The sequence below is a fragment of the Sinomonas notoginsengisoli genome, assembly GCF_021554725.1.
Lineage (GTDB): Bacteria > Actinomycetota > Actinomycetes > Actinomycetales > Micrococcaceae > Sinomonas > Sinomonas notoginsengisoli.
The window spans coordinates 23,878-47,820 of sequence record NZ_JAIZDP010000001.1 but is presented as its reverse complement, the minus strand read 5'-3'; the positions used below and the strand labels follow the sequence as shown (position 1 = coordinate 47,820).

Annotated in this window: 20 protein-coding genes; all 20 read right to left on the bottom strand. The window is 68.1% G+C overall.

Features of this window, described 5'->3' with window-relative positions; all coding sequences use genetic code 11:
* Window positions 1-23: 23 nt before the first annotated feature.
* The 20 genes from LF262_RS00200 to LF262_RS00105 all read right to left on the bottom strand — a co-directional run bounded on the left by LF262_RS00200 (window position 24) and on the right by LF262_RS00105 (window position 23,822).
* Window positions 24-539, bottom strand: coding sequence for a hypothetical protein (locus LF262_RS00200; RefSeq protein ID WP_235778288.1), 516 nt, complete (start codon window positions 537-539; stop codon window positions 24-26).
* The gene (gene dnaE / locus LF262_RS00195) at window positions 532-4,065 is read right to left on the bottom strand and encodes a DNA polymerase III subunit alpha (protein ID WP_308190471.1); all 3,534 of its coding nucleotides are present in this window, start codon (window positions 4,063-4,065) and stop codon (window positions 532-534) included. The genes LF262_RS00200 and dnaE overlap by 8 nt, the downstream gene beginning before the upstream one ends.
* 68 nt (window positions 4,066-4,133) lie before the next feature.
* A complete protein-coding gene (locus tag LF262_RS00190; RefSeq protein WP_235778287.1) occupies window positions 4,134-4,718 on the bottom strand; it encodes a hypothetical protein in 585 nt (194 codons plus the stop codon).
* A gap of 87 nt (window positions 4,719-4,805) precedes the next feature.
* Window positions 4,806-5,732 (bottom strand): RluA family pseudouridine synthase, encoded by a 927-nt coding sequence (locus tag LF262_RS00185; protein ID WP_235778286.1) that lies wholly within the window; start codon window positions 5,730-5,732, stop codon window positions 4,806-4,808.
* Entirely contained in the window at window positions 5,725-6,309 is a 585-nt protein-coding gene (lspA, locus tag LF262_RS00180) for a signal peptidase II (protein ID WP_235778285.1), read from the bottom strand. The genes LF262_RS00185 and lspA overlap by 8 nt, the downstream gene beginning before the upstream one ends.
* Before the next feature lie 71 nt (window positions 6,310-6,380).
* Window positions 6,381-7,034 (bottom strand): DivIVA domain-containing protein, encoded by a 654-nt coding sequence (locus LF262_RS00175; protein WP_235778284.1) that lies wholly within the window; start codon window positions 7,032-7,034, stop codon window positions 6,381-6,383.
* A 136-nt stretch (window positions 7,035-7,170) separates the two neighbouring features.
* Window positions 7,171-7,458, bottom strand: coding sequence for a YggT family protein (locus LF262_RS00170; RefSeq protein WP_235778283.1), 288 nt, complete (start codon window positions 7,456-7,458; stop codon window positions 7,171-7,173).
* Window positions 7,459-7,470: 12 nt separating this feature from the next.
* Window positions 7,471-7,986 (bottom strand): cell division protein SepF, encoded by a 516-nt coding sequence (locus LF262_RS00165; RefSeq protein ID WP_235778282.1) that lies wholly within the window; start codon window positions 7,984-7,986, stop codon window positions 7,471-7,473.
* Window positions 7,987-8,066: 80 nt separating this feature from the next.
* Entirely contained in the window at window positions 8,067-8,777 is a 711-nt protein-coding gene (locus LF262_RS00160) for a YggS family pyridoxal phosphate-dependent enzyme (protein ID WP_235778281.1), read from the bottom strand.
* Window positions 8,770-9,495, bottom strand: coding sequence for a purine nucleoside phosphorylase YfiH/LACC1 family protein (locus tag LF262_RS00155; RefSeq protein ID WP_235778280.1), 726 nt, complete (start codon window positions 9,493-9,495; stop codon window positions 8,770-8,772). The genes LF262_RS00160 and LF262_RS00155 overlap by 8 nt, the downstream gene beginning before the upstream one ends.
* Entirely contained in the window at window positions 9,492-10,718 is a 1,227-nt protein-coding gene (gene ftsZ, locus LF262_RS00150) for a cell division protein FtsZ (RefSeq protein ID WP_235778279.1), read from the bottom strand. Before ftsZ ends, LF262_RS00155 begins: the two co-directional genes overlap by 4 nt.
* A gap of 236 nt (window positions 10,719-10,954) precedes the next feature.
* Window positions 10,955-11,965 (bottom strand): cell division protein FtsQ/DivIB, encoded by a 1,011-nt coding sequence (locus tag LF262_RS00145; protein WP_235778278.1) that lies wholly within the window; start codon window positions 11,963-11,965, stop codon window positions 10,955-10,957.
* Between the two features lie 151 nt (window positions 11,966-12,116).
* The gene (gene murC, locus LF262_RS00140; protein WP_235778277.1) at window positions 12,117-13,565 is read right to left on the bottom strand and encodes a UDP-N-acetylmuramate--L-alanine ligase; all 1,449 of its coding nucleotides are present in this window, start codon (window positions 13,563-13,565) and stop codon (window positions 12,117-12,119) included.
* On the bottom strand, window positions 13,562-14,716 hold the full coding sequence (murG, locus tag LF262_RS00135) for an undecaprenyldiphospho-muramoylpentapeptide beta-N-acetylglucosaminyltransferase (protein WP_235778276.1): 1,155 nt from the start codon (window positions 14,714-14,716) through the stop codon (window positions 13,562-13,564). Before murG ends, murC begins: the two co-directional genes overlap by 4 nt.
* 2 nt (window positions 14,717-14,718) lie before the next feature.
* Window positions 14,719-16,068: a putative lipid II flippase FtsW gene (gene ftsW, locus LF262_RS00130; protein ID WP_235778275.1), complete on the bottom strand. Its 1,350-nt coding sequence runs from the start codon at window positions 16,066-16,068 to the stop codon at window positions 14,719-14,721.
* A 2-nt stretch (window positions 16,069-16,070) separates the two neighbouring features.
* The gene (gene murD / locus LF262_RS00125) at window positions 16,071-17,609 is read right to left on the bottom strand and encodes a UDP-N-acetylmuramoyl-L-alanine--D-glutamate ligase (RefSeq protein WP_372462726.1); all 1,539 of its coding nucleotides are present in this window, start codon (window positions 17,607-17,609) and stop codon (window positions 16,071-16,073) included.
* The gene (mraY, locus tag LF262_RS00120) at window positions 17,609-18,718 is read right to left on the bottom strand and encodes a phospho-N-acetylmuramoyl-pentapeptide-transferase (protein ID WP_235778273.1); all 1,110 of its coding nucleotides are present in this window, start codon (window positions 18,716-18,718) and stop codon (window positions 17,609-17,611) included. Before mraY ends, murD begins: the two co-directional genes overlap by 1 nt.
* A 1-nt stretch (window position 18,719) precedes the next feature.
* A complete protein-coding gene (locus LF262_RS00115) occupies window positions 18,720-20,237 on the bottom strand; it encodes a UDP-N-acetylmuramoyl-tripeptide--D-alanyl-D-alanine ligase (protein WP_235778272.1) in 1,518 nt (505 codons plus the stop codon).
* Window positions 20,234-21,922: a UDP-N-acetylmuramoyl-L-alanyl-D-glutamate--2,6-diaminopimelate ligase gene (locus LF262_RS00110; protein ID WP_235779232.1), complete on the bottom strand. Its 1,689-nt coding sequence runs from the start codon at window positions 21,920-21,922 to the stop codon at window positions 20,234-20,236. Before LF262_RS00110 ends, LF262_RS00115 begins: the two co-directional genes overlap by 4 nt.
* Before the next feature lie 103 nt (window positions 21,923-22,025).
* Window positions 22,026-23,822 (bottom strand): peptidoglycan D,D-transpeptidase FtsI family protein, encoded by a 1,797-nt coding sequence (locus tag LF262_RS00105; RefSeq protein WP_235779231.1) that lies wholly within the window; start codon window positions 23,820-23,822, stop codon window positions 22,026-22,028.
* Window positions 23,823-23,943 lie beyond the last annotated feature (121 nt).

The window sequence follows — 23,943 nt, the reverse complement described above, 5'->3', positions numbered from 1 at the left end:
GGGACGCCGCGGCGCGGGCCTGCTCAGTCGGGCGGTGGTACCCACCACAGCGTCGTGAGGGCCAGCACCGCGATGGCCACGACGGCCGGCCACACCGCGAGCGCGCTCAAACCCTGCAGTCCGAACGCCGATTCCGCGACGGATGGATTGACCCCTCGCGACCCGAGGAAGCGGGTGAGGCCCACGCCGGTACCCCATGCTGCCAAGGTTCCCAGAGCGCTTCCGGCCAGTGCCGCCAGGCCACGGTTCGGGAGGGCGGCCCGACGGCGCGTGGAGGCAAGGATTACAGCCATGGTCAGCCCCGCGAGGAGCCCCAGCCCGGCGAACACCAAGTCCCGCTCATCCCATGTCGCGTAGTCCGACCCCGACCCGTACACGAAACCGCCCGGCGCCGCGACCGGCCAGACCGTTCCGAGGACGAGACCCGCGAGCACCGGGAACACGGTCCAGCGCACCAGCGAATGCCGCTCCCCGCGGTCTTCCGGCTGCTGGGGCGCGGGAACGGAGGTAGCCTCGGGCATAGGGGTGGCTTCAGGCATCGAGGCACGCGGGCCCGAGAAGGACCTTGAGGTCGCCGAACAGGGCTGGGTTGGGGTTCACCCTCAGGTGCACGCCGAGGCGCATCACCTCGATGCTGCGCGAACCTTGGAGCCGCAGCTGGACCTCGTTGTGGCCAGGGTGCGTCTTCAGGACATCCCCGAGCTGGGTCACGACCCGCTCTGTGGCCTTGTGGGTGGGCATGCTGATGATTACCGGCCCTCCCGTGGCATCCGAAAGGTCAGGGACGGAAAGCTCCATCGCGTTCAGCGCCACCGCGCCGTCCTCCCGCCGCTGGAGCCGGCCCTTCACCACCACGATGAGGTCCTCCGCCAGAATCGCTGAGATCGGGCCGTAGACCTGGCCGAAGAACATGACCTCGATCGATGCCCCGAGGTCCTCGATCTCAGCCCGGGCGTACGCGTTGCCGCTGGCCTTGGCGATCCGCCGCGAGAGCGAGGTGATCATGCCCGCGATGGTGACGATCGCGCCGTCGGCCGGTCCTTCGTCCGCAATGAGCGAGCTGATCCCGGCCTCAGCGTGCTGCGAGAGCACGGCCTCGAGGCCCTGCAGGGGGTGGTCCGAGACGTACAGCCCGAGCATGTCACGTTCGAAGGCGAGCTTGTCCTTCTTCTCCCACTCCGGAAGGTCAGGGACCTCGACCGCGAGGCCAGCCGCCGGGTCCCCCTCCGCATCCCCGAAGGCGCTGAACAGGTCGAACTGGTTGTTGGCCTCGTTGCGCTTGAGCGTGATGACGGCGTCGACCGCCTCCTCGTGGATCATCGCGAGGGACCGGCGCGGGTGCCCGAGCGAGTCGAACGCGCCGGCCTTGACCAGCGACTCAATCGTGCGCTTGTTGCAGACGACCGCGGGGACCTTGGTGAGGAAGTCAGAGAAGCCGGTGAACGCGCCCTTCTCCTCCCGTGCCGCGACCATCGCGTGCACCACGTTGGCCCCCACGTTGCGGATGGCACCCATGCCGAACCGGATGTCATGGCCTACGGGGGTGAAGTTGAGCGAGGATTCGTTGACATCCGGCGGGAGGACCGTGATGCCCATGTGCCGGCACTCGTTGAGGTACATCGCGGACTTGTCCTTATCGTCTCCCACCGAGGTCAGCAGGGCCGCCATGTACTCGGCCGGGAAGTGCGCCTTAAGGTAGGCCGTCCAGTAGGACACGACGCCGTACGCGGCCGAGTGCGCCTTGTTGAACGCGTAGTCGGAGAAGGGCAGGAGGATGTCCCACAGGGCCTTGACCGCGGCGTCGGAATAGCCGCGCTCGCGCATGCCGCGCGAGAAGCCCTCGAACTGCTTGTCCAGCTCCGACTTCTTCTTCTTGCCCATCGCGCGCCGGAGGATGTCCGCTTGGCCGAGCGAGTAGCCGGCAACCTTCTGGGCGATGGCCATGACCTGCTCCTGGTACACGATCAGGCCGTACGTCGTGTCGAGGATGTCGCGCAGCGGCTCCTCGAGCTCCGGGTGGATCGGGGTGATCTCCTGCTGCTTGGTCTTGCGCAGCGCGTAGTTGGTGTGGGCGTTGGCGCCCATGGGCCCGGGGCGGTAGAGCGCCAGGACGGCGGAGATGTCCTCGAAATTGTCGGGGCGCATGAGCTTCAGGAGCGAGCGCATGGGGCCGCCATCGAGCTGGAACACGCCGAGGGTGTCGCCGCGGGCGAGCAGCTCGTAGGACGCCGCGTCGTCGAGCTCGAGACGTTCGAGGTCCAAGTCGATGCCCTGGTTGAGCTTGATGTTGTCCAAGGCGTCGGTGATGATCGTGAGGTTCCTCAGGCCGAGGAAGTCCATCTTGATCAGTCCGAGTCCCTCGCAGGTCGGATAGTCGAACTGCGTGATGACTTGGCCGTCCTGCTCGCGGCGCATGATCGGGATGATGTCGATCAGCGGATGCGAGGACATGATGACGCCGGCGGCGTGGACGCCCCACTGGCGCTTGAGGCCCTCGAGCCCGGTGGCCGTCTCGAAGACGCGCTGGGAATCCGCGTCGGTGCGCAGGAGCTCGCGCATCTCCTCGGCCTCGCCGTAGCGCTTCGCCTCCGGGTTGTGGATGTCCGCGAGCGGCATGCCCTTGCCCATGACATCCGGCGGCATGGCCTTGGTAAGCCGCTCGCCTACCGAGAAGGGGTATCCGAGGACCCGCGAGGAGTCCTTGAGCGCCTGCTTGGCCTTGATCGTGCCATAGGTGACGATCATGGCCACGCGGTCGTCGCCGTACTTCTCGGTCACGTACTTGATGACCTCGGAGCGGCGGCGGTCGTCGAAGTCGACGTCGAAGTCGGGCATCGAAACGCGGTCCGGGTTGAGGAAGCGCTCGAAGATGAGCCCGTGGGCAAGCGGATTGAGGTCGGTAATGCGCATCGCGTATGCGGCCATCGAACCCGCACCCGAGCCGCGGCCTGGCCCCACCCGGATGCCGTTGTCCTTGGCCCAGTTGATGAAGTCGGCGACCACGAGGAAGTAGCCCGGGAAACCCATCTGCGTGATGATCCCGATCTCGTACTGGGCCTGCTTCCGGACCTCGTCCGGGATGCCCTGCGGGAACCGGTAGTGCAGGCCGCGTTCGACCTCCTTGACGAACCACGATTCCTCGTTCTCCCCCTCGGGGCAGGGGAAGCGCGGCATGTAGCTAGCCTTGGTGTTGAACTCGACGTTGCAGCGCTCCGCGATGAGCAGGGTGTTGTCGCACGCGTCGGGGTGGTCCCCGAAGATCGCCCGCATCTCTGCTGGGGACTTGAGGTAGAACTCGTCGGCATCGAACTTGAAGCGCTTGGGGTCCGCGAGGGTCGAGCCAGACTGCACGCACAGTAGCGCGGCATGGCTCGAGGCATCCTCGGCGTGGGTGTAATGGAGGTCGTTGGTGGCCACGAGCGGGAGGCCAAGGTCCCTGGCGAGCTTGATGAGGTCCGTCTGGACAGTGCGCTCGATGTCGAGGCCATGGTCCATGAGCTCGCAGAAGAAGTTGCCGTCGCCGAAGATGTCCCGGAATTCCGCCGCGGCCTCGCGGGCCTCCTTGTAGAGGCCGAGGCGCAGCTTCGTCTGGACCTCGCCGGAGGGGCATCCCGTTGTCGCGATGAGCCCCTTCCCGTAGGACTGGAGGAGGTCCCGGTCCATGCGGGGCTTGTAGAGATACCCCTCGAGCGAGGCGAGCGAGGACATGCGGAAGAGGTTGTGCATGCCTTCGGTGGTCTCAGCCCACATCGTCATGTGCGTGTAGGCGCCTGCGCCCGAGACGTCATCGCGCCCTCCCTCGCCCCAGCGCACGCGCGTCTTGTCCTGGCGTGCCGTGCCCGGCGTCAGGTAGGCCTCCACGCCCACAATCGGCTTGATGCCGGCGTTGTTGGCCTTGTTCCAGAAGTCGAAGGCGCCGAAGACGAAGCCGTGGTCCGTGGTCGCGAGCGCCTTCATGCCGAGCTCCTCGGCGTGGCTGAACAGGTCCCCGAGCCGCGCCGCCCCGTCGAGCATCGAGTACTCGGTGTGGTTGTGGAGGTGGGCGAAGGAACCGCTGGAAGTCACCGCACCAGTCTAGTCAGCGCGCTCCCCACCCGCGCGGAAGCACGACGGCGACGCGCGGTTCGCGCGGGTCAGCTCGCTTTGCGCCTCAGGAGGCTCGCGGCCGCAATCTGCTCACCGATATAGAAGACGGCGGGGATCGCGTCCTTGGTCATCGCAAGCGAGGCCCCAGTGCCTCCGGCCACGAGGCCGACGACGGCGGCCTCCTTCCGGTGGCCGGGGAGGGCCCACAGGGCGCCGGCGAACGAGCCGAGCGCCGCGACGTGGAGCCAGGCATACGTCAGGAACGTCCAAGCCGGAAGCCTGCGCCCGGCAAATCGCTCGAGATCGGAGGCACGTACGGCGAGGTCGTGGACGAAGAGCGGGGCTCCCGCGGCGAGCGCCGCGGCGGCGGCACCCGCGAGAGTCCTGCCGCGTCCGCGCGGCAGCGCCAGCGCGACCCTCACGAAGGCGGCCGGCACCGCAGCGGTGCCCGCAGCAGCGAGGTGCTCGCCGACGACCCACGACACTCGGTGGCGTTCGAGGAGCTGGAGTCTCTTGCCTGGATCGGATTCGATGTACACGCGGGGCACCGGCGTGATGCCGACCTCCCAGAGCGCTGCCGCGGCGAGGACAGTCATCGCCGCACGCCTGAGATCCCGCTCCCGGGCGTCCATGGCACCTTCCTTCCGGCCCCTCCCGCCGTCAGGTTAGGACCGTGATCACCGCCGGTCAACCGCCGAGCGGGCGGCATGGCGGAAGCCCTAAACGCGGCCCTCGCGGAGAGCGTCGAGCGCGAACTGCAGGTCCGCCGGGTAGGGGCTCACGGCCTCGACCCGCTCTCCGGTCCGGGGATGTGTGAACCCCAGCCGGTAGGCATGCAGCCATTGGCGCGTGAGGCCCAGATCAGCGGCGAGGCGAGGGTCCGCGCCATAGGTGAGGTCGCCGGCGCACGGATGGTGCAGTGCGGCGAAATGGACGCGGATCTGGTGGGTGCGGCCGGTCTCGAGGTGGACCTCGACGAGGCTCGCGCGGCCAAAGGCCTCGACCACCTCGTAGTGCGTAACGGAGGGGCGCCCGTCTTCAACGACCGCAAATCGCCAGTCGTAACCCGGGTGGCGCCCGATCGGGGCGTCGATGGTGCCCTGGAGCGGATCCGGGATTCCCTGGACCACTGCGTGGTACACCTTCTCGACCGTGCGGTCCTTGAACGCCTGCTTGAGCAGCGTGTACGCGTGCTCGGTCTTGGCCACCACCATTGCCCCGGACGTGCCGACATCGAGGCGATGGACGATGCCGCGGCGCTCCGGGGCGCCGGACGTCGAGATGCGGTACCCGGCACCTGCAAGGCCGCCCACCACTGTGGGCCCGACCCAGCCGGGCGAGGGATGGGCGGCGACGCCCACCGGCTTGTCCACGACCACGAAATCCTCGTCGTCGATGAGGATTTCGAGTCCGTCCACTTCCTCCACCACCACTTCCAGAGGATCGCGCGCGTCGGGGCGCTCGATCTCCAACTCATCCCCCGCGCCTAGCTTCGCCGACTTTGCCACGGCCCTGCCGTGCAGCTGCACGTGGCCGCCCGCCAGCAGCGACGCGGCCGCCGAGCGGGAGAGGCCGAGCAACTCTGCCAGCACCGCATCTGCCCGTGCTCCGGAGAGCTCCTCCGGCACGGGCACGTGTTCAGTCATGGTCACCTGCCGCGCCGCCGCGGCCCGCTTCGCCTCCGTCGGCGGACGCCTCCTCGCGGCGCTGGCGGGTCCCATCCGGCGAGAGGCCCCACAGCGTGAGGAGGCTCACGAGCGCCACCCCGCACACGACGGCCGAGTCTGCGACATTGAAGATCGCGAAGTTCGGCAGCGAGATGAAGTCCACCACGTGCCCCACCCCGAATGACGGCTCGCGGAACAGCCTGTCGGTGAGGTTGCCGAGAGCTCCCCCCAGGACGAGCCCGAGGGCGACGCCCCACCAGAAGGAGCGGATCTTCCGCGCGTAGACGAGGATGGCCGCGGAGACGACCGTCATGATGATCGTGAACAGCCACGTGACGCCCTCGCCGATTGAGAAGGCGGCACCGGAGTTGCGGATGTAGTACCACTGCAGCAGCGGCGGCAGGACGGGGATCCGTTGCCCCTCGACCATGGTGCTCGTCACCCAGAGCTTGGTCAGCTGGTCGGCTGTGTAGGCGCAGGCCGCGACGAGTGCCAGGAGCGCGATGGCGCGCAGCCGCCGCCGGGAACCGGCCGAGGCGTCAGGGGTGGTGTCCATACTTCTTTCCGATTGCAGCCCGAAGGCCGGCGACCGCCTGGGGCGGCCGCCGGCCTTCGGGCTGAGGGCGATCAGACCTCGGCGTTGTCAGAGACCTCAGCCGAGGCGACGGAGCCGCGGGCTTCAAGGTCGCGGAGCTGGCCCTCGATGTAGTTCTTCAGGCGCGAGCGGTAGTCACGCTCAAAGCCCCGGAGCTGCTCCACCTTCCGCTCGAGCACCGAACGCTGCTGCTCGAGGGCACCGAGAGTCTTGCGGGACTTCTCCTGGGCGTCGTTGACGAGACTGCTCGCCTCGATCTGGGCCTCGGCGATGATCTTGTCGCGCTGGTCCAAGCCGTCCTGGACGTGCTTGTCGTGCATCTGCTGCGCCATGGCAAGCAGACCGGCGGCGGAGTCGGCCGCCGAGGAACGACCTGCCCCGCCCTGGGAATCCGGAGCACCCTGCGCAACGGGAGCTGCCTGCGTGGCGGGCGCCTCCGCCTTGGCGGGCTCGGGCTTGGCCTGCTCGCGGACCTCGGCGGTCGGCTTCTCGGCAGCCTGGGCGGCGCCCTGATTCCCCGAGAGCTCGGCGACCTTTTTGCGGAGCTCGTCGTTCTCCTGGTTCAGGCGGCGCAGCTCGATGACGATCTCGTCGAGAAAGTCGTCAACCTCGTCCTGGTCGTATCCCTCACGGAACTTGGTCGGCTGGAACCGCTTGTTGACAACGTCTTCTGGCGTCAGAGCCATCTGCTCACCTCGTAGGTCTAATCGGTCAGGCAGCGTCCGCCACCATGACTACCGTATCTGAATTGTTACCGGCCGCTCCACTCGACCCCGGTGCTCAGGGGCAGACGGGTCGCGAACGGACGTCTCTGGCTCGAACTTACGCGAGATTCCGAACGATCGCCATCGCAATCACGATGGCGATGATGAGGACGATGAATGCCAAGTCTAGGCTCATCGCACCGAGCCGGAGCGGCTTGAACCACCGCCGGGAAAGCTTCATGGGTGGATCTGTCACCGAATACACCGCGCTGGCCGCGATGAGCGCCGCACCTCGCGGTCGCCACGCACGGGCGAAGGACTGCACCCAGTCGAAGACGAGGCGGGCAACGAGCGCTATGAACAAGAGCTCGAGGACGAGGTACAGGACGGCGAACAGAATGCCCATGGATTCCGCGGATCAGCTCTGATTGAAGAATGTCGCCTGGGTGTCTGCCACCTTCTTGTCCTCGCCGAGGACTTCGATGTGTGAAGGAGACAGCAGGAAGACTTTGTTGGTTACGCGCTCGATGCTTCCGTGGAGCCCGAAGACGAGGCCAGCCGAGAAGTCGACGAGTCGCTTCGCGTCCGCCTCTCCCATGTCTGTCACGTTCATGATCACTGGAATACCATCCCGGAAGCTCTCGCCGATGACTTTGGCATCATTGTACGAGCGCGGGTGGACTGTGGTGATCTGGCGAAGCCCGCCTTCGTCGCGGACAGCGGCCGCCCGTTTGATAGGGGTTACGGGAGCGCGGTACTCCTCCACCTCGGCAGGGGCCGCCTCGCGGGTAGCCAGGGCGGTGCGGCGTTCCTCGCGCTCAGTGTGCACTGGATGTTCCTCTTCCGTCCGTGCGTGGTGGGCCTCGGTCTCGAACTGCTCCTCGCCGTCCGCCAGACCGAGGTAGATCATCGTCTTGCGCAGAGCGCCAGCCATGCTCGACTCCTGTCCTCGGGCCGGTCTGGGTGCAAACTCGGTGCCGGGCCACTCGGCCCAAAGGTCCCGGCACTTTGAAGCTACCGCACGGTTCGCCGCGCGCCGAGGACATCGGTGCCGATCCGCAGGTGTGTCGCACCCGCCGCGACGGCTTGCTCCAGGTCCTGGCTCATCCCTGCGGAGACCATCGTCGCTCCGGGGAAACGCTCTGTGACTCGAGCGGAGGCGCTGGCAAGTCGGGCGAAGGCCTCGGCGGGATCGCCTCCACGGGGCGCCACCGCCATGACCCCGGACATCGTCAGCCCCGGCGTGTCGGCGATCAAGCCGGCGAGGGCCAGCACCTCCGAAGGGAGGACACCACCGCGGCCGGAGGCTGCTTCCGGGTCGAGATTGACCTGGACGAGGCACGCGAGATCCCGCTCCCGTTCGGCAGAAGCCACAGCCTTCCCGAGAGCGCTGACGAGAGCCCGGCGGTCCACGGAATGCACGGCGTCCGCGTATCGGACTACGCTCTTGGCCTTATTGGTCTGCAACTGTCCGATGAAGTGCCAGGTCAGCGGCAGGCCCTCAAGCTCGGCCGTCTTCGCCGAGGCCTCCTGATCGCGGTTCTCGCCCACATCGGTAACGCCAAGCCCGGCGAGGAGCCTCACGTCCGATGCAGGGTGGAACTTCGTCACGACGATGAGCTGGGGTTCGTCGTCGCGCCCCGCCGCTGCGGTCGCTGCCCCGATGCGCGCACGGACACGCGCCAAGTTGTCCGCAAGTTCGGCCCGGCGGTCCGCCTCAGCCATGTGCCCAGACGAGGCCCGCGATCCGCCCGACGCCGGGGGCGCGCCGATGCGAGAAGAACCGTGCGTCCTCGTAGGTGCACGCCTCCGCGTCCCGATGTACGACGACGCCCCCCGCCTCGAGCTGGGTCCGCACTCCAGCGGGGAGATCGAGCGCCGGGGTCCCCCAGCTCGTGGTGCCGCCGGTACCCGGAACGATCTCGGCCACCTGGTCGCGCATCTGCTCCGGCACCTCGTAGCAGCGCCCGCAGATGCTGGGGCCAAGCCAGGCCTCGAGCTCCGTCGCTCCCTCGTCGCGAAGCCGGGCGACGGCCTCGGTGACGATTCCCGCAGCCAGGCCAGGCCGCCCGGCGTGTACCGCGGCCAGCGCCGGCCTCTCGTCCGGGAACTGCCCCACGAGGACGAGGGGGACGCAGTCGGCCACCATGACAGCAACCGGCTTGCCGCGGGAGAGCAGGGCATCCGCGGTGGGCGCGGCATCATCTCCAGCCCATGCGGCCTCGCACCCGTGGACTTGGCTCATGTACTGGAAAGAGGGCACTCCTGCCTCGGCGGCGAGGCGCGCGCGGTGTCGGCGAACGGCCTCGCCATCCTCTCCGACGTGGAAGGCGAGGTTGCCGGCGGCCGCCTGCGTGAACGCGACGGTGACGCCGGGACGAACGTCCCGGCGCCACCAGAAGAGGCCACCATATGGAGCAGACTCGGCCGAACCGCGGCTCACTTCAGGAAGTCGGGCACGTCGAGATCGTCATTGCGGTTGCCCGAGAGGTCCGGCTCGACAACGGCGGGGAGGTCGACGTCGAAGCCGCCCTCGGCCGCCCCTGTGTGCCCCTGGCTCCACTGGCTCAGCCCCGCGTGCACTGGGGCAGACTGGGCCGCACGCTGCGGGCCCGACGTCGCACCGTTCCCCGAACTGGACGACTGGGGGGCGGAGCCCGCAGGCGAGGGCGGAGGCGTCTGGACCGGCTTGACATCCTCGAGCGACGGCGAGGTGGCCTTGACATCGTCGAACCCGGCCGCGATGACGGTCACTCGGGCCTCATCGCCGAGAGCGTCGTCGATCACGGCACCGAAGATGATGTTCGCCTCCGGGTGGGCGACCTCCTGGACCAGGCGTGCTGCCTCATTGATCTCGAACAGCCCCAGATCGCTGCCTCCCTGGATCGACAGCAGGACGCCGTGCGCGCCGTCGATCGATGCTTCCAGGAGCGGCGAGGCGATGGCGAGCTCCGCGGCCTTGACCGCGCGGTCTTCGCCGCGTGCGGAACCGATGCCCATGAGGGCGGAGCCTGCACCCTGCATGACGGACTTGACATCCGCGAAGTCCAGGTTGATCAATCCGGGGGTCGTGATGAGGTCCGTGATGCCCTGCACGCCGGAGAGGAGGACCTGGTCGGCGGAGCGGAACGCGTCGAGCACCGAGACGTTCCTGTCGCTGATGGACAGCAGGCGATCGTTCGGGATGACGATCAGGGTGTCGACCTCGTCCCGCAGCGCCTCGATGCCGTTCTCGGCACTCGTGGCGCGGCGGCGTCCCTCGAAGGTGAACGGGCGGGTGACGACGCCGATGGTCAGGGCACCGAGCGAGCGGGCGATGCGGGCGACGACGGGTGCACCGCCGGTGCCGGTGCCGCCGCCCTCCCCTGCGGTGACGAAGACCATGTCCGCTCCCCGGAGGACTTCCTCGATCTCGTCGGAGTGATCCTCGGCGGCTTGGCGGCCGACGTCGGGGTTCGCTCCGGCGCCGAGGCCGCGGGTGAGCTCGCGGCCAACGTCGAGCTTGACGTCGGCGTCGCTCATGAGCAGCGCCTGGGCGTCAGTGTTGATGGCGATGAATTCCACGCCTCGCAGACCGACTTCGATCATGCGGTTGACTGCGTTCACGCCACCGCCGCCGATGCCGACGACCTTGATGACGGCCAAGTAGTTCTGCGGTGCTGCCACGTTGAGTGTCCCTTGTTCGAAAGCCTGCTGGTTCTGCAAGAAGCTCGGAGTCCACAACCTTAACCCTCAAGTCGAAGGTTATAGTTATGTCAAGTAGCTCTTAGGAAGACGGTAGGGGGCGCCCTCGGGGCGTGCAACGACCTCCAAGGCGTGTCGCGTCATCGCCGTGCGTACATCCTGTCTCCATCATCCCCACCACTCTGCCACATCTGGCACACCGGTCGGGCATGCCGAACTCACCGGGTCACGGGATGGCGGGGGGTGCTCACGTCGAAGACACGCACGGGGGCCTGGCCCTTCTCGGCATTATCTGCAGCCCTCATGAGCGCCGCGAGCACCTTGGCTTTGAGCTCTCGTTCGTCGGCATTGCCCCACACGACGGTACGCCCGTCCGAGAGCTTGAGCTCGACCGAGTCGGCCGACTGCGCGGAGGCGGTGGCGAGTCGGCCCAGGACATCTGCCGGCAGGGCGCCCAGTACCGCCGTGACAGACCGGAACACGGTCTGGCCCATCGGCGTCGTGGATCCGTCGATCACAGGCACCGCGTACTGGGACGTGTCGCGCGCCTCGCCGAGCACCACTCCGTCGCCGTCGACCACAAGCAGTTTCGCGTCCTGCTTGACCACAGCTACGGGAACGCGTTCGACGATCTGGACCACCAGGGTGTCCGGCGGGACCGCGCGGGACCGGGCGCTCTTGACCTCCACGAACCTCCCCACAAGTCTGGCGACCTCGTCGCTGCCCACCGTCACGAGGGGTTTGCCGCGCACGGGTTCGAGGACGGACTCGACCTTCTGGGCCGAGAGCAGATGAGTGCCCTGGACGGTGATGGTCCGCACCGCGACGAGTCGAGTGAAGAGCAGTACCGCGAAGAGGGCTGCGACGAGCAATACTGCCACGGCCGCACCGATCAAGACCCGCCGCCGGCGGCGTCGCCCGAGAGGCTCCGGGAAGGCCAGTACATCGGCAGACCCCGGCCCGCGCGGTACGGCATCGACCTCCCTGCGCGCCCTGCGCCTCCACGACGGGATTCTGAGCCGGTGGGCTTTGCCCTCTGAACGGCCGGACTCGGTGGAGTTCGACGGCGGGTTCGGCGCCTCCTGCTGCCCCGTCCTGTCACGGGCGGGGTCCAGGAGCGTGACCTTCGCCGTGTCGCGGACCGTGATGCGCCCTTCCGCCTGCGAGGACAAGGGGTCGCGCGGGGCAGCTGAGGGTTCGGAGGTGCCGCGCTCTTCCAGCGCCTCCACGGCACCGTGGTGTGTCGGCCCACGTCGGTCAATCGTGGGCCTTCCGGCCATGGGCTCGGCGGCTGGGTGGGATCCAGCCCGTGCGTCCTGGTCCGATGCCCGCTCAGGGCGCATTGGCCGAGGAACCCTCGGCACTCGGGGCACGCGTCCGCTAGGAGTCATGCGGGGCCTCGGATGCGAAGGGTGCCAATGGCTCGGAGGAGGCAGCCTCGGCAGAACGCGTGCCGAGCACAGCGAGGATCGCGGCCCCCTCGAACGTGACGTCCCCGGCGCCCACGGTCAGGATGATGTCTCCGGAACGAGCGGCGTCAGCGAGGTCGGCGACCGCGGCGGCCGGGCTCGGCGCGTAGGCGCCGGACGGAAGGTTCGCGGTGACTAGCTCGCTCGTGACGCCGGGAATCGGATCCTCACGGGCAGGGTAGATGTCCATGACTCGGACCGTGTCTGCCTCTGCGAGAGCCTGGGCAAACTCTGCCGCGAACTCCCGCGTGCGGGAGAACAGGTGCGGCTGGAAGAGCACATGGACGTGGTGGCCGCCGGCGACGGCGCGGGCGGCGGCGAGCGCGGCGCGCACCTCGGTGGGATGGTGGGCGTAGTCGTCGAACACGCGGACGCCGTCCACCTCGCCCTTGAATTCAAAACGTCTGGCCGCCCCGGAGAAGTCTGCCATGGACTCGGCGGCGCGCTCGGGGTCGGCGCCGGCATCGACCGCGGCCGCGAAGGCAGCGGCGGCGTTGAGCGCATTGTGCAGTCCGGGCACCTGCAGATGGAGGGGGTAGCTGCGTCCCGCCCACATGAGTTCAGATCCGGAAGGGTCGAAGCGGACCCGTACATCGGCGTCGGCAGCGGTGCCGTAGAGAAGCACGCGCGGCGCATTCTCGCGCTTGCCGAGCCTCTCCGCGACGCCGCGCGCGCCCGGATCGTCAGCGCAGGCGAGCAGGAGCCCCTCCGGCGGGAGGAGCGCAGCGAACGCATCGAAGGCGGCGTGGACGGCCGCTGCCGTGCCGTAGTGGTCCAGATGGTCGGCCTCGACGTTCGTGATGATCTCGGTGGACGGACGGTAGTTGAGGAACGAGGCATCCGACTCGTCTGCCTCCGCCACGAACACATCGGTTTCCCCCGCCGCCGCGTTTACTCCCAGCGCCGGAACGTTGGCGCCTATGGCGAAGCTGGGGTCGAGCCCGGCTCCCCGGAGCATCCACGTGGACATCGACGTGGTGGTGGTCTTGCCATGCGTTCCGGCAACCGCAATGACACGGTCCCCCTCCATCGCGGCGGCGAGCGCCTCTGAGCGGTGCAGTATCCGCAGGCCGCGGGCGGTGGCCTCGACGACTTCCGGGTTGTCCGGCCTGATGGCGGAGCCGCGGACCACCGTATCGGCGTCGCCCACGTTCACGGCTGCGTAGCCCACTGCGATCCGAGCGCCCAGCCCGGCCAAATCGGCCATCACCGGCAGGTCCTTGGCGTCTGTCCCGCTCACGGGGACGCCACGTGCGAGCAGGACGCGCGCGACGGCGGACATGCCGACACCGCCGACCCCCACGAAATGGACCCTGCCGAGTTCGGCGAGTCCAGCTGGAAGCGGCTCGATGGCGCTCATGCGCGTGTTCCCTCCTGGATCCTGCCCTGCGCGGCCCCCATGACCATAGCGGCCATCTGGATGTCTGCGTCCCGGACTCCCTGTTCCGAGGCTCTGCGGGACATCTCGGCGAGTCGCTCCTGATCTCGGAGGAGCGGCAGGACGTTGGCCGCGAGCCACTCGGCCGTGAAGTCGGCGTCCCGGACCATAATTGCAGCACCAGCCTCGACGAGGCCGCGCGCGTTGAGCGCCTGTTCGCCATTGCCAATGGGAAGCGGCACGAAGATCCCGGGCAGCCCAACGGCGGCCACCTCGCATACGGTGCCCGCACCCGAGCGGCACAGGATGAGGTCCGCCGCTGCGTAGGCCGACTCCATGCCGTCGACGAACTCGACCTGCCGGTATCCGGGCGCCGAGAGCGGCAAACCCTCGGGACCGGTGACTGCTTTGCCCCGGCCCGTGATGTGGAGCGTCTGGACGCCCGCCCTTCCGAGTGCCTCAAGAGACGCGGTGATCGTGCGGTTCAGGCTCGCAGCACCGAGCGAGCCGCCGGTGACGACCAAGGTGGTCGTGTCGGGGTCGAGGCCCAGGCGCGCGCAGGCATCCCGGCGCGCGGTGCCGCGGTCGAGGGCCGTGATTTCCCGGCGCATGGGCATGCCTACAAGGCGCGAGTGCCGCAGCCTGGTATCCGGGAACGCCTTGCCGACCCGCTTGGTGAAGAGTGCACCGACGCGGTTGGCGAGCCCGGCGCGAGTGTTGGCCTCGTGGATTACGATCGGTACTCCCCGCCGCCGGGCAGCGAGGTACATGGGCGTGCACACGTAGCCGCCGACGCCGACGAGGACGTCCGCGGCCGCCGAGTCAAGGATCGCTTCCGACTGCCTCACGGCGTTCACGAACCGCGCAGGCAGGCGGAACAGGTCGGGGGTGGGCTTGCGGGGAAGGGGCACGCGGTCGATGACGGCGAGCCTGAAGCCCGCGTCGGGGACGAGCCGGGTCTCCATTCCACTCGCCGTGCCCACCGCGAGGATCCTGGCCTCGGGGGCCGTCTCGAGAACGGCACGGGCGATCGCGAGGAGCGGGCTGATGTGTCCGGCCGTGCCGCCGCCCGCGAGGACGACGGACAGCGGGGGCACAGGGGCGGGGGTCCCTGCGGGATCCTCGTGGAGCATGACTAGGTGCTGGCCTTCCGCTTGCCTTGGTTCACTGTGGCTCCGCGGCCCTTGCCCCGGGTGGGCTCAGGCTTCGCGGCCTTGGCCCGGGGACGGCGCCTTGGCGCGCCGCTCCCCCGGGATGGGGCTTTCGTCTTGGCGTCCCTCGCACGCGCTGTCCTCACGGGACGCATGTCTTCACGGGCCAGGGACAACACTACGCCGATGGCGCAGAGGCAGCTGACGAGGGCGGAACCGCCGGAGGAGATGAACGGCAGCGGAACTCCGATAACGGGGGCGATGCCGGTGACCATCGCCATGTTGATCGCGGCCTGACCGAGGATCCACGCCATGATGGTGCCGCCGAGGACGCGCGGGAACAACTCGGCCTGACGGGAGACGACGCGGAAAACGGCCACTGCCAGGACCGCGAACAGCGCGAGCACAAGGAGCGTGCCGAACAGCCCGAGCTCTTCGCCCAGCACCGCGAAGATGAAGTCGTTCTGCGCCTCGGGAAGCCAACTGTACTTCTGCCGGCTCTGCCCGAGGCCAACACCGAACCAGCCGCCCGAGGCAAGCCCGAACATCCCGTTCTGCACCTGATACGTGAAGTCGCCGCCATCAGCCCTGCAGAAATCCGGATCCTGCCCCATCCAGGTGTAGATGCGGCACATCCGGTTGGGGCTCGCGACGGCAAACCCGATGGCACCGATGGAGAGGAGAACGCCCGCCGTGACGAACAGCTTGGTGGGTACCCCCGCGTAGAACAGTGCGGCCACCACGATGAGCAGGACCACGAGCGTGGTGCCGAGATCGTGTCCCCAGATGACGAGTCCGGCCACACCGAGGCCTACCGGCACCACCGGGATGAGCGCATGGACCCAATTGTCAAGGAGGTTGGCCTTCTTGTTCAGGATGGTCGCCATCCACAGGGCGAGGAGTAGCTTCGCGAACTCAGACGGCTGGAGGCTGAATCCCGCTACCTCGATCCAGTTCCTGTTGCCGAGGACTCGCTTGCCGATGAGCTGGACGAGGACGAGCAGGACGAGGGTCGCGGTGATCCCGGGCCACGCGAGGCGTTTGAGCCAACGGACGTTGATCCTCGAGAGAACCAGCATCCCTGTCAGGCCCGCGATGCCGAACAGGGCCTGTTTGAGTGCGCCAGTGTAGGGGCTGTCTCCGGCGGCGATGCTCTCCACGCTCGACGCGGAGAGGACCATCATGATGCCGATGGCGGTCAGCGCGAGGGTCGCGCCGAGGATGAGGTAGTAGCTCGTGCCGCTGCTCGCGGAGTCGGTACGGACGACCCGGCGCCAGAGGCCTGCCAGTGCTCGCGAGGGGGCCGGTGGCGTCCGCTGCACCGTGCTGGCCATGTCTACTCCTCGCTCGTCCCCTTCGCTGCCAGTGCCCGTACCGCGTCGATGAAGGCTGTTCCCCGGTGGGCGTAGGAGTCGAACTGGTCCATCGACGCCGCGGCGGGCGCCATCAGCACCACGTCGCCCGGCTCCGCGTGCGCGGCGGCAAGCTGCACGGCGTTGGCCATGACCTCGTCGCCGGGGCGCTTCTGACCAGTCTGACCCGGCTCAACGGGGAAGACGGGGACATTCGGCGCGTGTCGTCTGAGCGCTGCCGCGAGCTCCGAGCTGTCTCGCCCGATGAGCACGACGGCGCGCAGCCGCCTCGCGTGGTCGGCGACGAGCTGATCGTAGGCGACCCCCTTCGAGAGCCCACCGGCAATCCACACGACATGCTCGAACGCAGCCAGGGAAGCCGAGGCCGCATGCGGGTTGGTCGCCTTCGAGTCGTTGACCCAGGCGACTCCCCCCACCGTTGCCACTGCCTGGATGCGGTGGTCACCAGGGAGGAATGCCTGCAGACCCGCCTTGACGGCTGCCGGCTCCACCCCGTACGCGCGGACGAGCGCCGCCGCGGCGAGGGCGTTGGCCACCATGTGACGTGGGGCCATGGCACCGAGGTCGCCCAGCGAGGCGAGCTCGGCAGCGTGGCTGCGGCGCTCGTCGATGAACGCCCGATCCACCAGCATTCCCTCGACGACGCCCAGCATGCTCACCGCAGGGACCCCTGTGGTGAAGCCGATCGCCCGGCATCCCTCGACGACATCTGCGTCCTCGACCATCCGCTCTGTCTCGATCTGGTCGGCGTTGAAGATGCATGCCTTCTGGGTCTTCGCATACACCTTGGCCTTGTCTGCGAGGTAGCTCTCGTAGGAGCCGTGCCAGTCGACGTGGTCTTCAGCCACATTCAGGACCACCGAGGCGACGGGCGAGAGGGAGTTTTCCCAGTGGAGCTGGAAGCTCGACAGTTCCACGGCGAAGACGTCGTACTCGACGGGTTCGCGAATCGCGTCGAGGATGGGCTTGCCGACGTTGCCCACCGCGGCGGCCTTCAGCCCTGCCGCTCGGAGCATCGACTCGGCCATGCCCACCGTGGTGGTCTTGCCGTTGGTTCCTGTGATGGTCAGCCAGTCGGCCGTCTTCTTCCCCCGGCGGTTCCGCAGGCGCCATGCCAGCTCGACGTCGCCCCAGATGTCGATGTCGCGGCGGGCAGCTTCGGCGAGCAGCGCCTGGTCGGGACGCCACCCGGGCGAGGTCACGACGAGTTCCGGCTGCGCGCCGTCGACCGTCGGGAGGCGCTCGACCGCCCCGGTGCCGAGAAGGACGTCTTCGGCGCCCACGATCCGCAGCGTTTCCGCCTGGGCCTCAGTGCGCTCGGTCACCGAGGCGTCGACGACGACGACACTCGCGCCCAGCTCGATGAGCGTATCCGCGGCCGCGAACCCAGAGACACCGATACCGGCAACAACAACCCGCAGGCCCGACCAGTCCGCGTCCCACGAGGTCAGCGAAGCGAGGCGTGCGGCCGTTTCGGCCGACGTTGACGACGGTTTACCGATCACAGTCCTGCCACCCACTCTGCGTAGAAGACGGCCAGACCCCCTGCGACGCAGAGCCCGGCGAGAATCCAGAAGCGGACCACCACGGTCACCTCGGCCCAGCCCTTGAGCTCGAAGTGGTGCTGGAGCGGCGCCATCTTGAACAGCCGCTTGCCCTTGGTGGCCTTGAAGTAGCCGACCTGGAGGATCACCGACAGGGTGATGATCATGAACAGGCCGCCGATGATCACGAGAAGCATTTCTGTACGGGACAGGATCGCGAAGCCTGCGATGGCCGCGCCGATGGCAAGCGACCCGGTATCCCCCATGAAGATCTTGGCTGGAGACGTATTCCACCACAGGAACCCCACAAGGGCCGAGCTCATGATGGCCGCGAGAAGCGCGAGGTCAAGCGGATCACGGGTCTCGTAGCAGACGGATCCGATCACCCGCGCCGAACCGCACGACTGGTTGCTCTGCCAGATGCCGATCAGTGTATATGCCCCAAACACCATAATTGACGCGCCGGCAGCAAGCCCGTCCAGCCCGTCCGTAAGGTTCACGCCGTTGCTGGCAGCCGTCACGATGATGTTGGACCAGAAGACGAACAGAATCGCTCCCAGCACGGTTCCACCGAAGGCGAGGTCGAGCCAGGGGACGTCCCGCAGGAACGAGATGTGGGTCGACGCGGGCGTGAGGTCCCGCCTGTCGGGGAACTGGAGCGCCAGGACCGCGAAGACGATCCCGACCAGGCCCTGGCCGATGAGTTTGGCGCGGGCACTCAGGCCGAGGCTTCGCTGCTTGGAGATCTTGATGAAGTCGTCCAGGAAGCCGACCAGCCCCATCCCCACCATGAGGAACAGCAGGAGCGCGGCGGAGGCCGACGGCCCGGTCGAGGCCGGGTTCGCGAGCCACAGGATGAGGTGTGTGATGTAGTACGCGACCACCGATGCCAGGACGAACACGGTCCCGCCCATGGTGGGTGTGCCGCGTTTGGTGTGGTGCGTGGTGGGCCCATCGTCGCGGATGAATTGCCCATAGCCCTTGCGGACGAGCAGACGGATGAAGAGCGGTGTGCCGACGAGCCCGAACACGAGCGCGAGGCCACCGCCGATCAGCAGTGCGATCACGTCAGCTCCGTTCCTGGACGTCGGTGGGCCGGGCCGTCTGCTGCGCCAATGCTATCCGATCGCCGAGAAGGCCCAGACCCACTCCGTTCGATGATTTGACGAGGACGAGGTCGCCCGGCTCGAGCTCCTTCTCCAGCAGCGCGTATGCGGCCTCGGCGTCCTCGACGAAGGTCGTCTCGTTGCCCCACGAGCCCTCGTTGACCGCGGCGACGTAGAGGGGGCGCGCTTCCCGCCCCACCACCACCAGCCGGTCGATGTTGAGCCGCACCACGAGGGTACCGACCGCTATGTGGGCCGGGATCGACTCGTCGCCGAGCTCGAGCATCGCGCCTAGGACGGCCCACGTGCGCCTACCGCGGCCGAGGTCCGCGAGTGTCTGGAGGGCGGCACGCATCGACTCCGGATTGGCGTTGTACGCATCATTGATGACCGTCACGCCGTCGGCACGCTCGGTGCGCTGCATGCGCCACCGGCTGCTCGGCCCCTGAGAGGAGAGGGACGCGGCAATCCGGGCGGCGGGGACGCCTGCAGCATACGCCGCCGCGGCCGCCGCCAAGAGGTTGGAGGTGTGGTGAATGCCGACGAGGCGGCTCCGCACGTGGACCGGCGCCTCGGCGCCGACGACCAGATCGAACACGGGCGACCCGGCTGCGTCGACGGTCGCCCCCTGTGCCGCGACGACCAGCCCTCTGCGCGCGAATTCTGCAGTGCGGTCCTCGTTCCCGCCGGCTGCCTGGGCGGTGAAGAACGCGAGGTTGGCACGCGTCCGCGTCTCCATGGCCCTTACCCGCGGATCGTCGATGTTGATCACGGCGGTCCCCTCGGGCGCGAGCGCCTCGACCAGCTCGCCCTTGGCCTTGGCAATGTTCTCGACGCCGCCGAACTCACCGGCGTGCGCGGTCCCCACGAACAGCACGACGCCAATGTCCGGCTTCACCATGTCGGCGAGGTACTGAATGTGTCCGATGCCCGTCGCACCCATCTCGATCACGAGGAACCGAGTGGACTCCTCGGCCTGGAAAACCGTCAGGGGGACACCGACCTCGCCGTTGTACGAACCCTGAGGCGCAACCGTCGCGGCGGGCGTCGCGGAGCCGGCCGGGGTCGAGCGGAAGACACCCGCGAGCAGGTCCTTCGTCGTCGTCTTGCCGGCCGAGCCCGTGATTCCCACCACAGTGAACTCTTCGCCGCGCTCGGCACGCGCAGCCCGGATCCGGGCCACGGCGGCCTTCGCAAGGGCCCCCATGGCGAGCACGGCGTCCGGCACGACGACGCAGGGAACGACCGCGCCGGCGTCGTCCGTGACCTCGCGCTCGCACAGCGCGAGGACCGCCCCGGCCGCGAAGGCTGCCCCGACATACGCGTGGCCGTCGGCATGCTCCCCGGGCTTGGCCACGTAGAGAGAACCAGGGACTGCCTCGCGCGAGTCCGTGACGACGGTGGAGGGAACGATGGCTGGGTCTGCCACGAGGCGCCCGCCCGTGATCTCGGCGATCTGCGCCGCTGTGAAGTCAATCATTGCGCATCGGACTCTAGTGCGTTTCCGCCCTGGGGTGAGAATCCTGGCGCCGGTCCAACCACCGGGAAGCCTTGCGCAGAAAGCGCCGCGGCCAACTCGAGACGGTCGTCGAGAGCGATGTTGACGCCCTTGACCTCTTGGACCACCTCGTGTCCCCGTCCTGCCACGAGGATCACGTCAGCGGGCTCCGCCAGAGCCACGGCGTGCCGGATCGCTGCGGCCCGTGGGGCCACCTCGTCGATCCGACGCCGGAGGCCGAGATCGGCATCCTCCCCGCGGGCTCCCGCGATCACCTCCGCCCTGATCCCGGCCGCTTCCTCGTCGTGCGGATCGTCATCGGTCACGACGACGACATCCGCGCCACGGACCGCTACCGCCCCCATGATGGGCCGCTTCCCGGCGTCCCGCTGCCCGGTCGCACCGAACACGACGATCAGCCGTCCGCTCCCGTCCACCGGCCGCACAGCCTCGAGGGCACGCTCGAGGGCATCAGCGTTGTGGGCGAAGTCCACGATCGCAGTCGGCGCGGTGCCGACCAGCTGCATGCGTCCGGGCACCTCGACCGTGAAGGGGTCCGCCGCATCGAGCGCCTCCTGGACGGCGTCCAGCGGCGCCCCGGCCGCAACGACGAGCAGTGTGGCGAGAGCCGCATTGGCAACGTTGAATGCGCCCGGCAGGCCGGAGCGCACGCGCAGCACGGCGCCGTCCCGGTGTCGCAGCTCGAAAGCGGTGCCGATGCCCGAGGGCGTCCTCGCGCCGACAGTCCAGTCGGCGTCCGGGGCGCCATCTGCGCCGCCCGCAGGGACGCTGGCCAGCGAGTCGATCGGGATCTTGGCCTCGGCGGCGAGACGGCGACCCCACGCATCGTCCACCGTCACGACACCGCGCGCGGCCCGCTCCGGAGTGAAGAGCCGCGCCTTGACGGCGTAGTACTCCTCCATCGTGCCGTGGAGATCGAGGTGGTCCTGGGTGAGATTGCTGAACCCCACCGCGTCATACCGGACTCCGTCCACGCGTCCGAACTCGATGGCGTGCGAAGAGACCTCCATCGAGGCAGCCGTGACTCCCTGCTCGCGCATGAGCGCGAGGAGCGCGTGCACGTCAGTTGACTCAGGGGTCGTGAGCTTGCTGGGAAGCCGCTCGCCGCCTGCCGAGATCTCGATCGTGCCGATGAGGCCCGTGCGGTGCCCGAGAGCGCTCAGAAGAGAGTTGGTGAAGTACGTCGTGGTGGTCTTGCCGTTCGTGCCGGTGACACCCACCAGCACGGGGGCGCCAGGCGCGCCGGGACGAGTCCCGTAGACGAGCGCGGACACCGGGCCTACAGCCCGGCGGGGACTGTCCAGGACGAGGACGGGAACCCCCGAGAGGGTCTCCGAGTGCGCGATCCGCTGTGCGCCGTCGTGATCGGTCAGAACAGCTGTGGCGCCCGCATCGACGGCCTGGAGTGCGAAGTCGGCTCCGTGCCGGGACGCGCCGGGCAGGGCGAAGTAGAGGTCGCCGGGGGCGATGGCGCGGGAGTCCAGACTGGTCCCGGTGATGGGCGAGGCATCCTTGAGCCCCTCCGCCGGGAGTCCGAGAATCTCGGCAATCTCCGTGAGGGGCACGGGCTCCACGTGTGCTGGCCGAAAAGGGGGCCGACTGTCCTGCTGCGCACCCGCTGGGGACACGCTCCTGCCCGTGGGCATGGGCTGCTCGCTCACATTAACCTTCATCGATCGGGAGATTCCAACTCTATAACGCACGCCCTCGGGCACTCAGGCCGTGGTCCGCCTGATCACTGGCAGTAACTCACTTGGCGTACTGCGGCAAACGCGCCGGCGTCCCCGTCGACGGAGGCACGCGGTACATGTGGAGCGCTTGGGACATGACGGACTTGAAGACGTCGGCATTGCCGATCCCATAGATATTGTTGGGACGCTGGAGGACCACTGCGACGAGGAAACGCGGATTGTCCATGGGCGCCATGCCGATGAGCGACGAGGTCACGCCCTGGTAGCCGGGCTTTCCATCTTCGCGGGGGGCCTCGGACGTGCCCGTCTTCGCCCCGACTCGGTAGCCGTCGATCCCCGCAGGGTAGACCTCGCCCTCTGTGACATTGCTCTCCAGCATGTCTTTGACCTGTTGCGCCGTCTCCTTGCTCAAAACTTGGCTGGGAGCTGCAGTCTGCCAGGGGTCCTCGTGGCCGGTCCGGTCCACGTAGCCTTCGATGAGTTTCGGCTGGAGCATCACACCGTCGTTGGCGATCGTCTGGTAGGCCCGGACCGTCTGGAGCGTGGACTGTGTGACGCCCTGCCCGAACAGGATCGTGTACTGCTGGCGCTGGTCCCACTCCTCGGGCGTGTGGAGGATGCCCAAGGCCTCACCCGGGAGTCCGACCTCGACGGGCTGCCCGATGCCGAACTTAGTGAACCAGTCGTAGCGCTGCTGGGGTGAGAGCTCCTTGCCCGCCATCACGGTTCCCGTGTTCATCGAGTACCCGAGGATGCCGGCGAGGGTGCGCTGCTCGGTGCCGTGCGAGAAGGCGTCGGCGAACTCCTGCCCGTCCACGGTGTACGTGGGCGGGATCGTGTACTCGGAATGCGGATTGGCCTTGCCTTCCTGGATGAGGGAGGCAAAGGTGATGGTCTTCTCCACCGATCCCGGCTCGTAGGCCGCGGTCACGGCGCGCACCCCGCGATCCTTCGCGGCAGTCTTTCCGGGATCGTTCGGGTCAATGGAGTTGGTGTCCGCCATCGCCAGGATGTTGCCAGTCTTGGCATCCATCACGATGCCGATGCCCCACTCGGCGCTGTACTTCTGCGTCTGCGTCTGCACCGCCTGCTGCGTGAAGTACTGCAGATCCGAGTTGATCGTCAGCTTGACTGTCCTGCCGTCCTGAGCGGGTGTGAGCTTGTCCGTGGCCACGGGAATGCGGAGGCCGTCGGCGCCGATCTCGTACTCCCGGGAACCGTCCTGGCCCTTCAGGACGTCATTCTGGGTCTGTTCGAGCCCTGCGAGCGCCGTACCGTCGGAGCCCAGGAAGCCCACGAAGCTCCCGCCTACCGCACCGTTGGGATAGACGCGCTGGGTAACACCCTCGGACAGGATTCCCGGGAAGCCGATGGCCATGACCCGCGCCTCGGTATCCGGGGTGACGTTGCGGGCGACGTAGTTGAAGGGCTTATCACCTGTGATCGCGGTGGTGACCTCGTTCACGGACTTGCCAATGGCGTCTGCAAGCTCCTTCAGGGCCTGACCGCGCGGGATCTTGACGATCTTCTTGGTGCCGTCGCCGGCGTCGACGCTGCGTTCCAGCTCTGTGACGTTGGAAGCCGATGCGATCCGCTGGTCCACGGTGATGTTGTAGCGGACCACACTCGAGGCGAGCACTGTGCCCCTCGAATCGACGATCTGGCCGCGCTCTGCCGGGAGCACGGTCTTCTGGAGACGCTTGTTGAGCGCCGCCTCGGCCATCCCTCCGACGTCGAGGCCTTGGACGAGCACGAGCCGGCCCCCGATCAAGATGAGGAAGGCGAGCATCGCAGCGAGCCCGAGCCTGAGCCTGCTGGATGCGCGGCGTGCGCGCCGTGCCGCGCCGTCGGGCACGGAGGCGCCCGCGCGGGAACTGGGGGGTCTTGTCTCCGTGCTCGTGCCTGTCACGCTGGTCCCTACGCTTCCACTCTCGCTGCTACGGCTGTGCGGCCAGACCGTCCTCCCGGACCCGCGC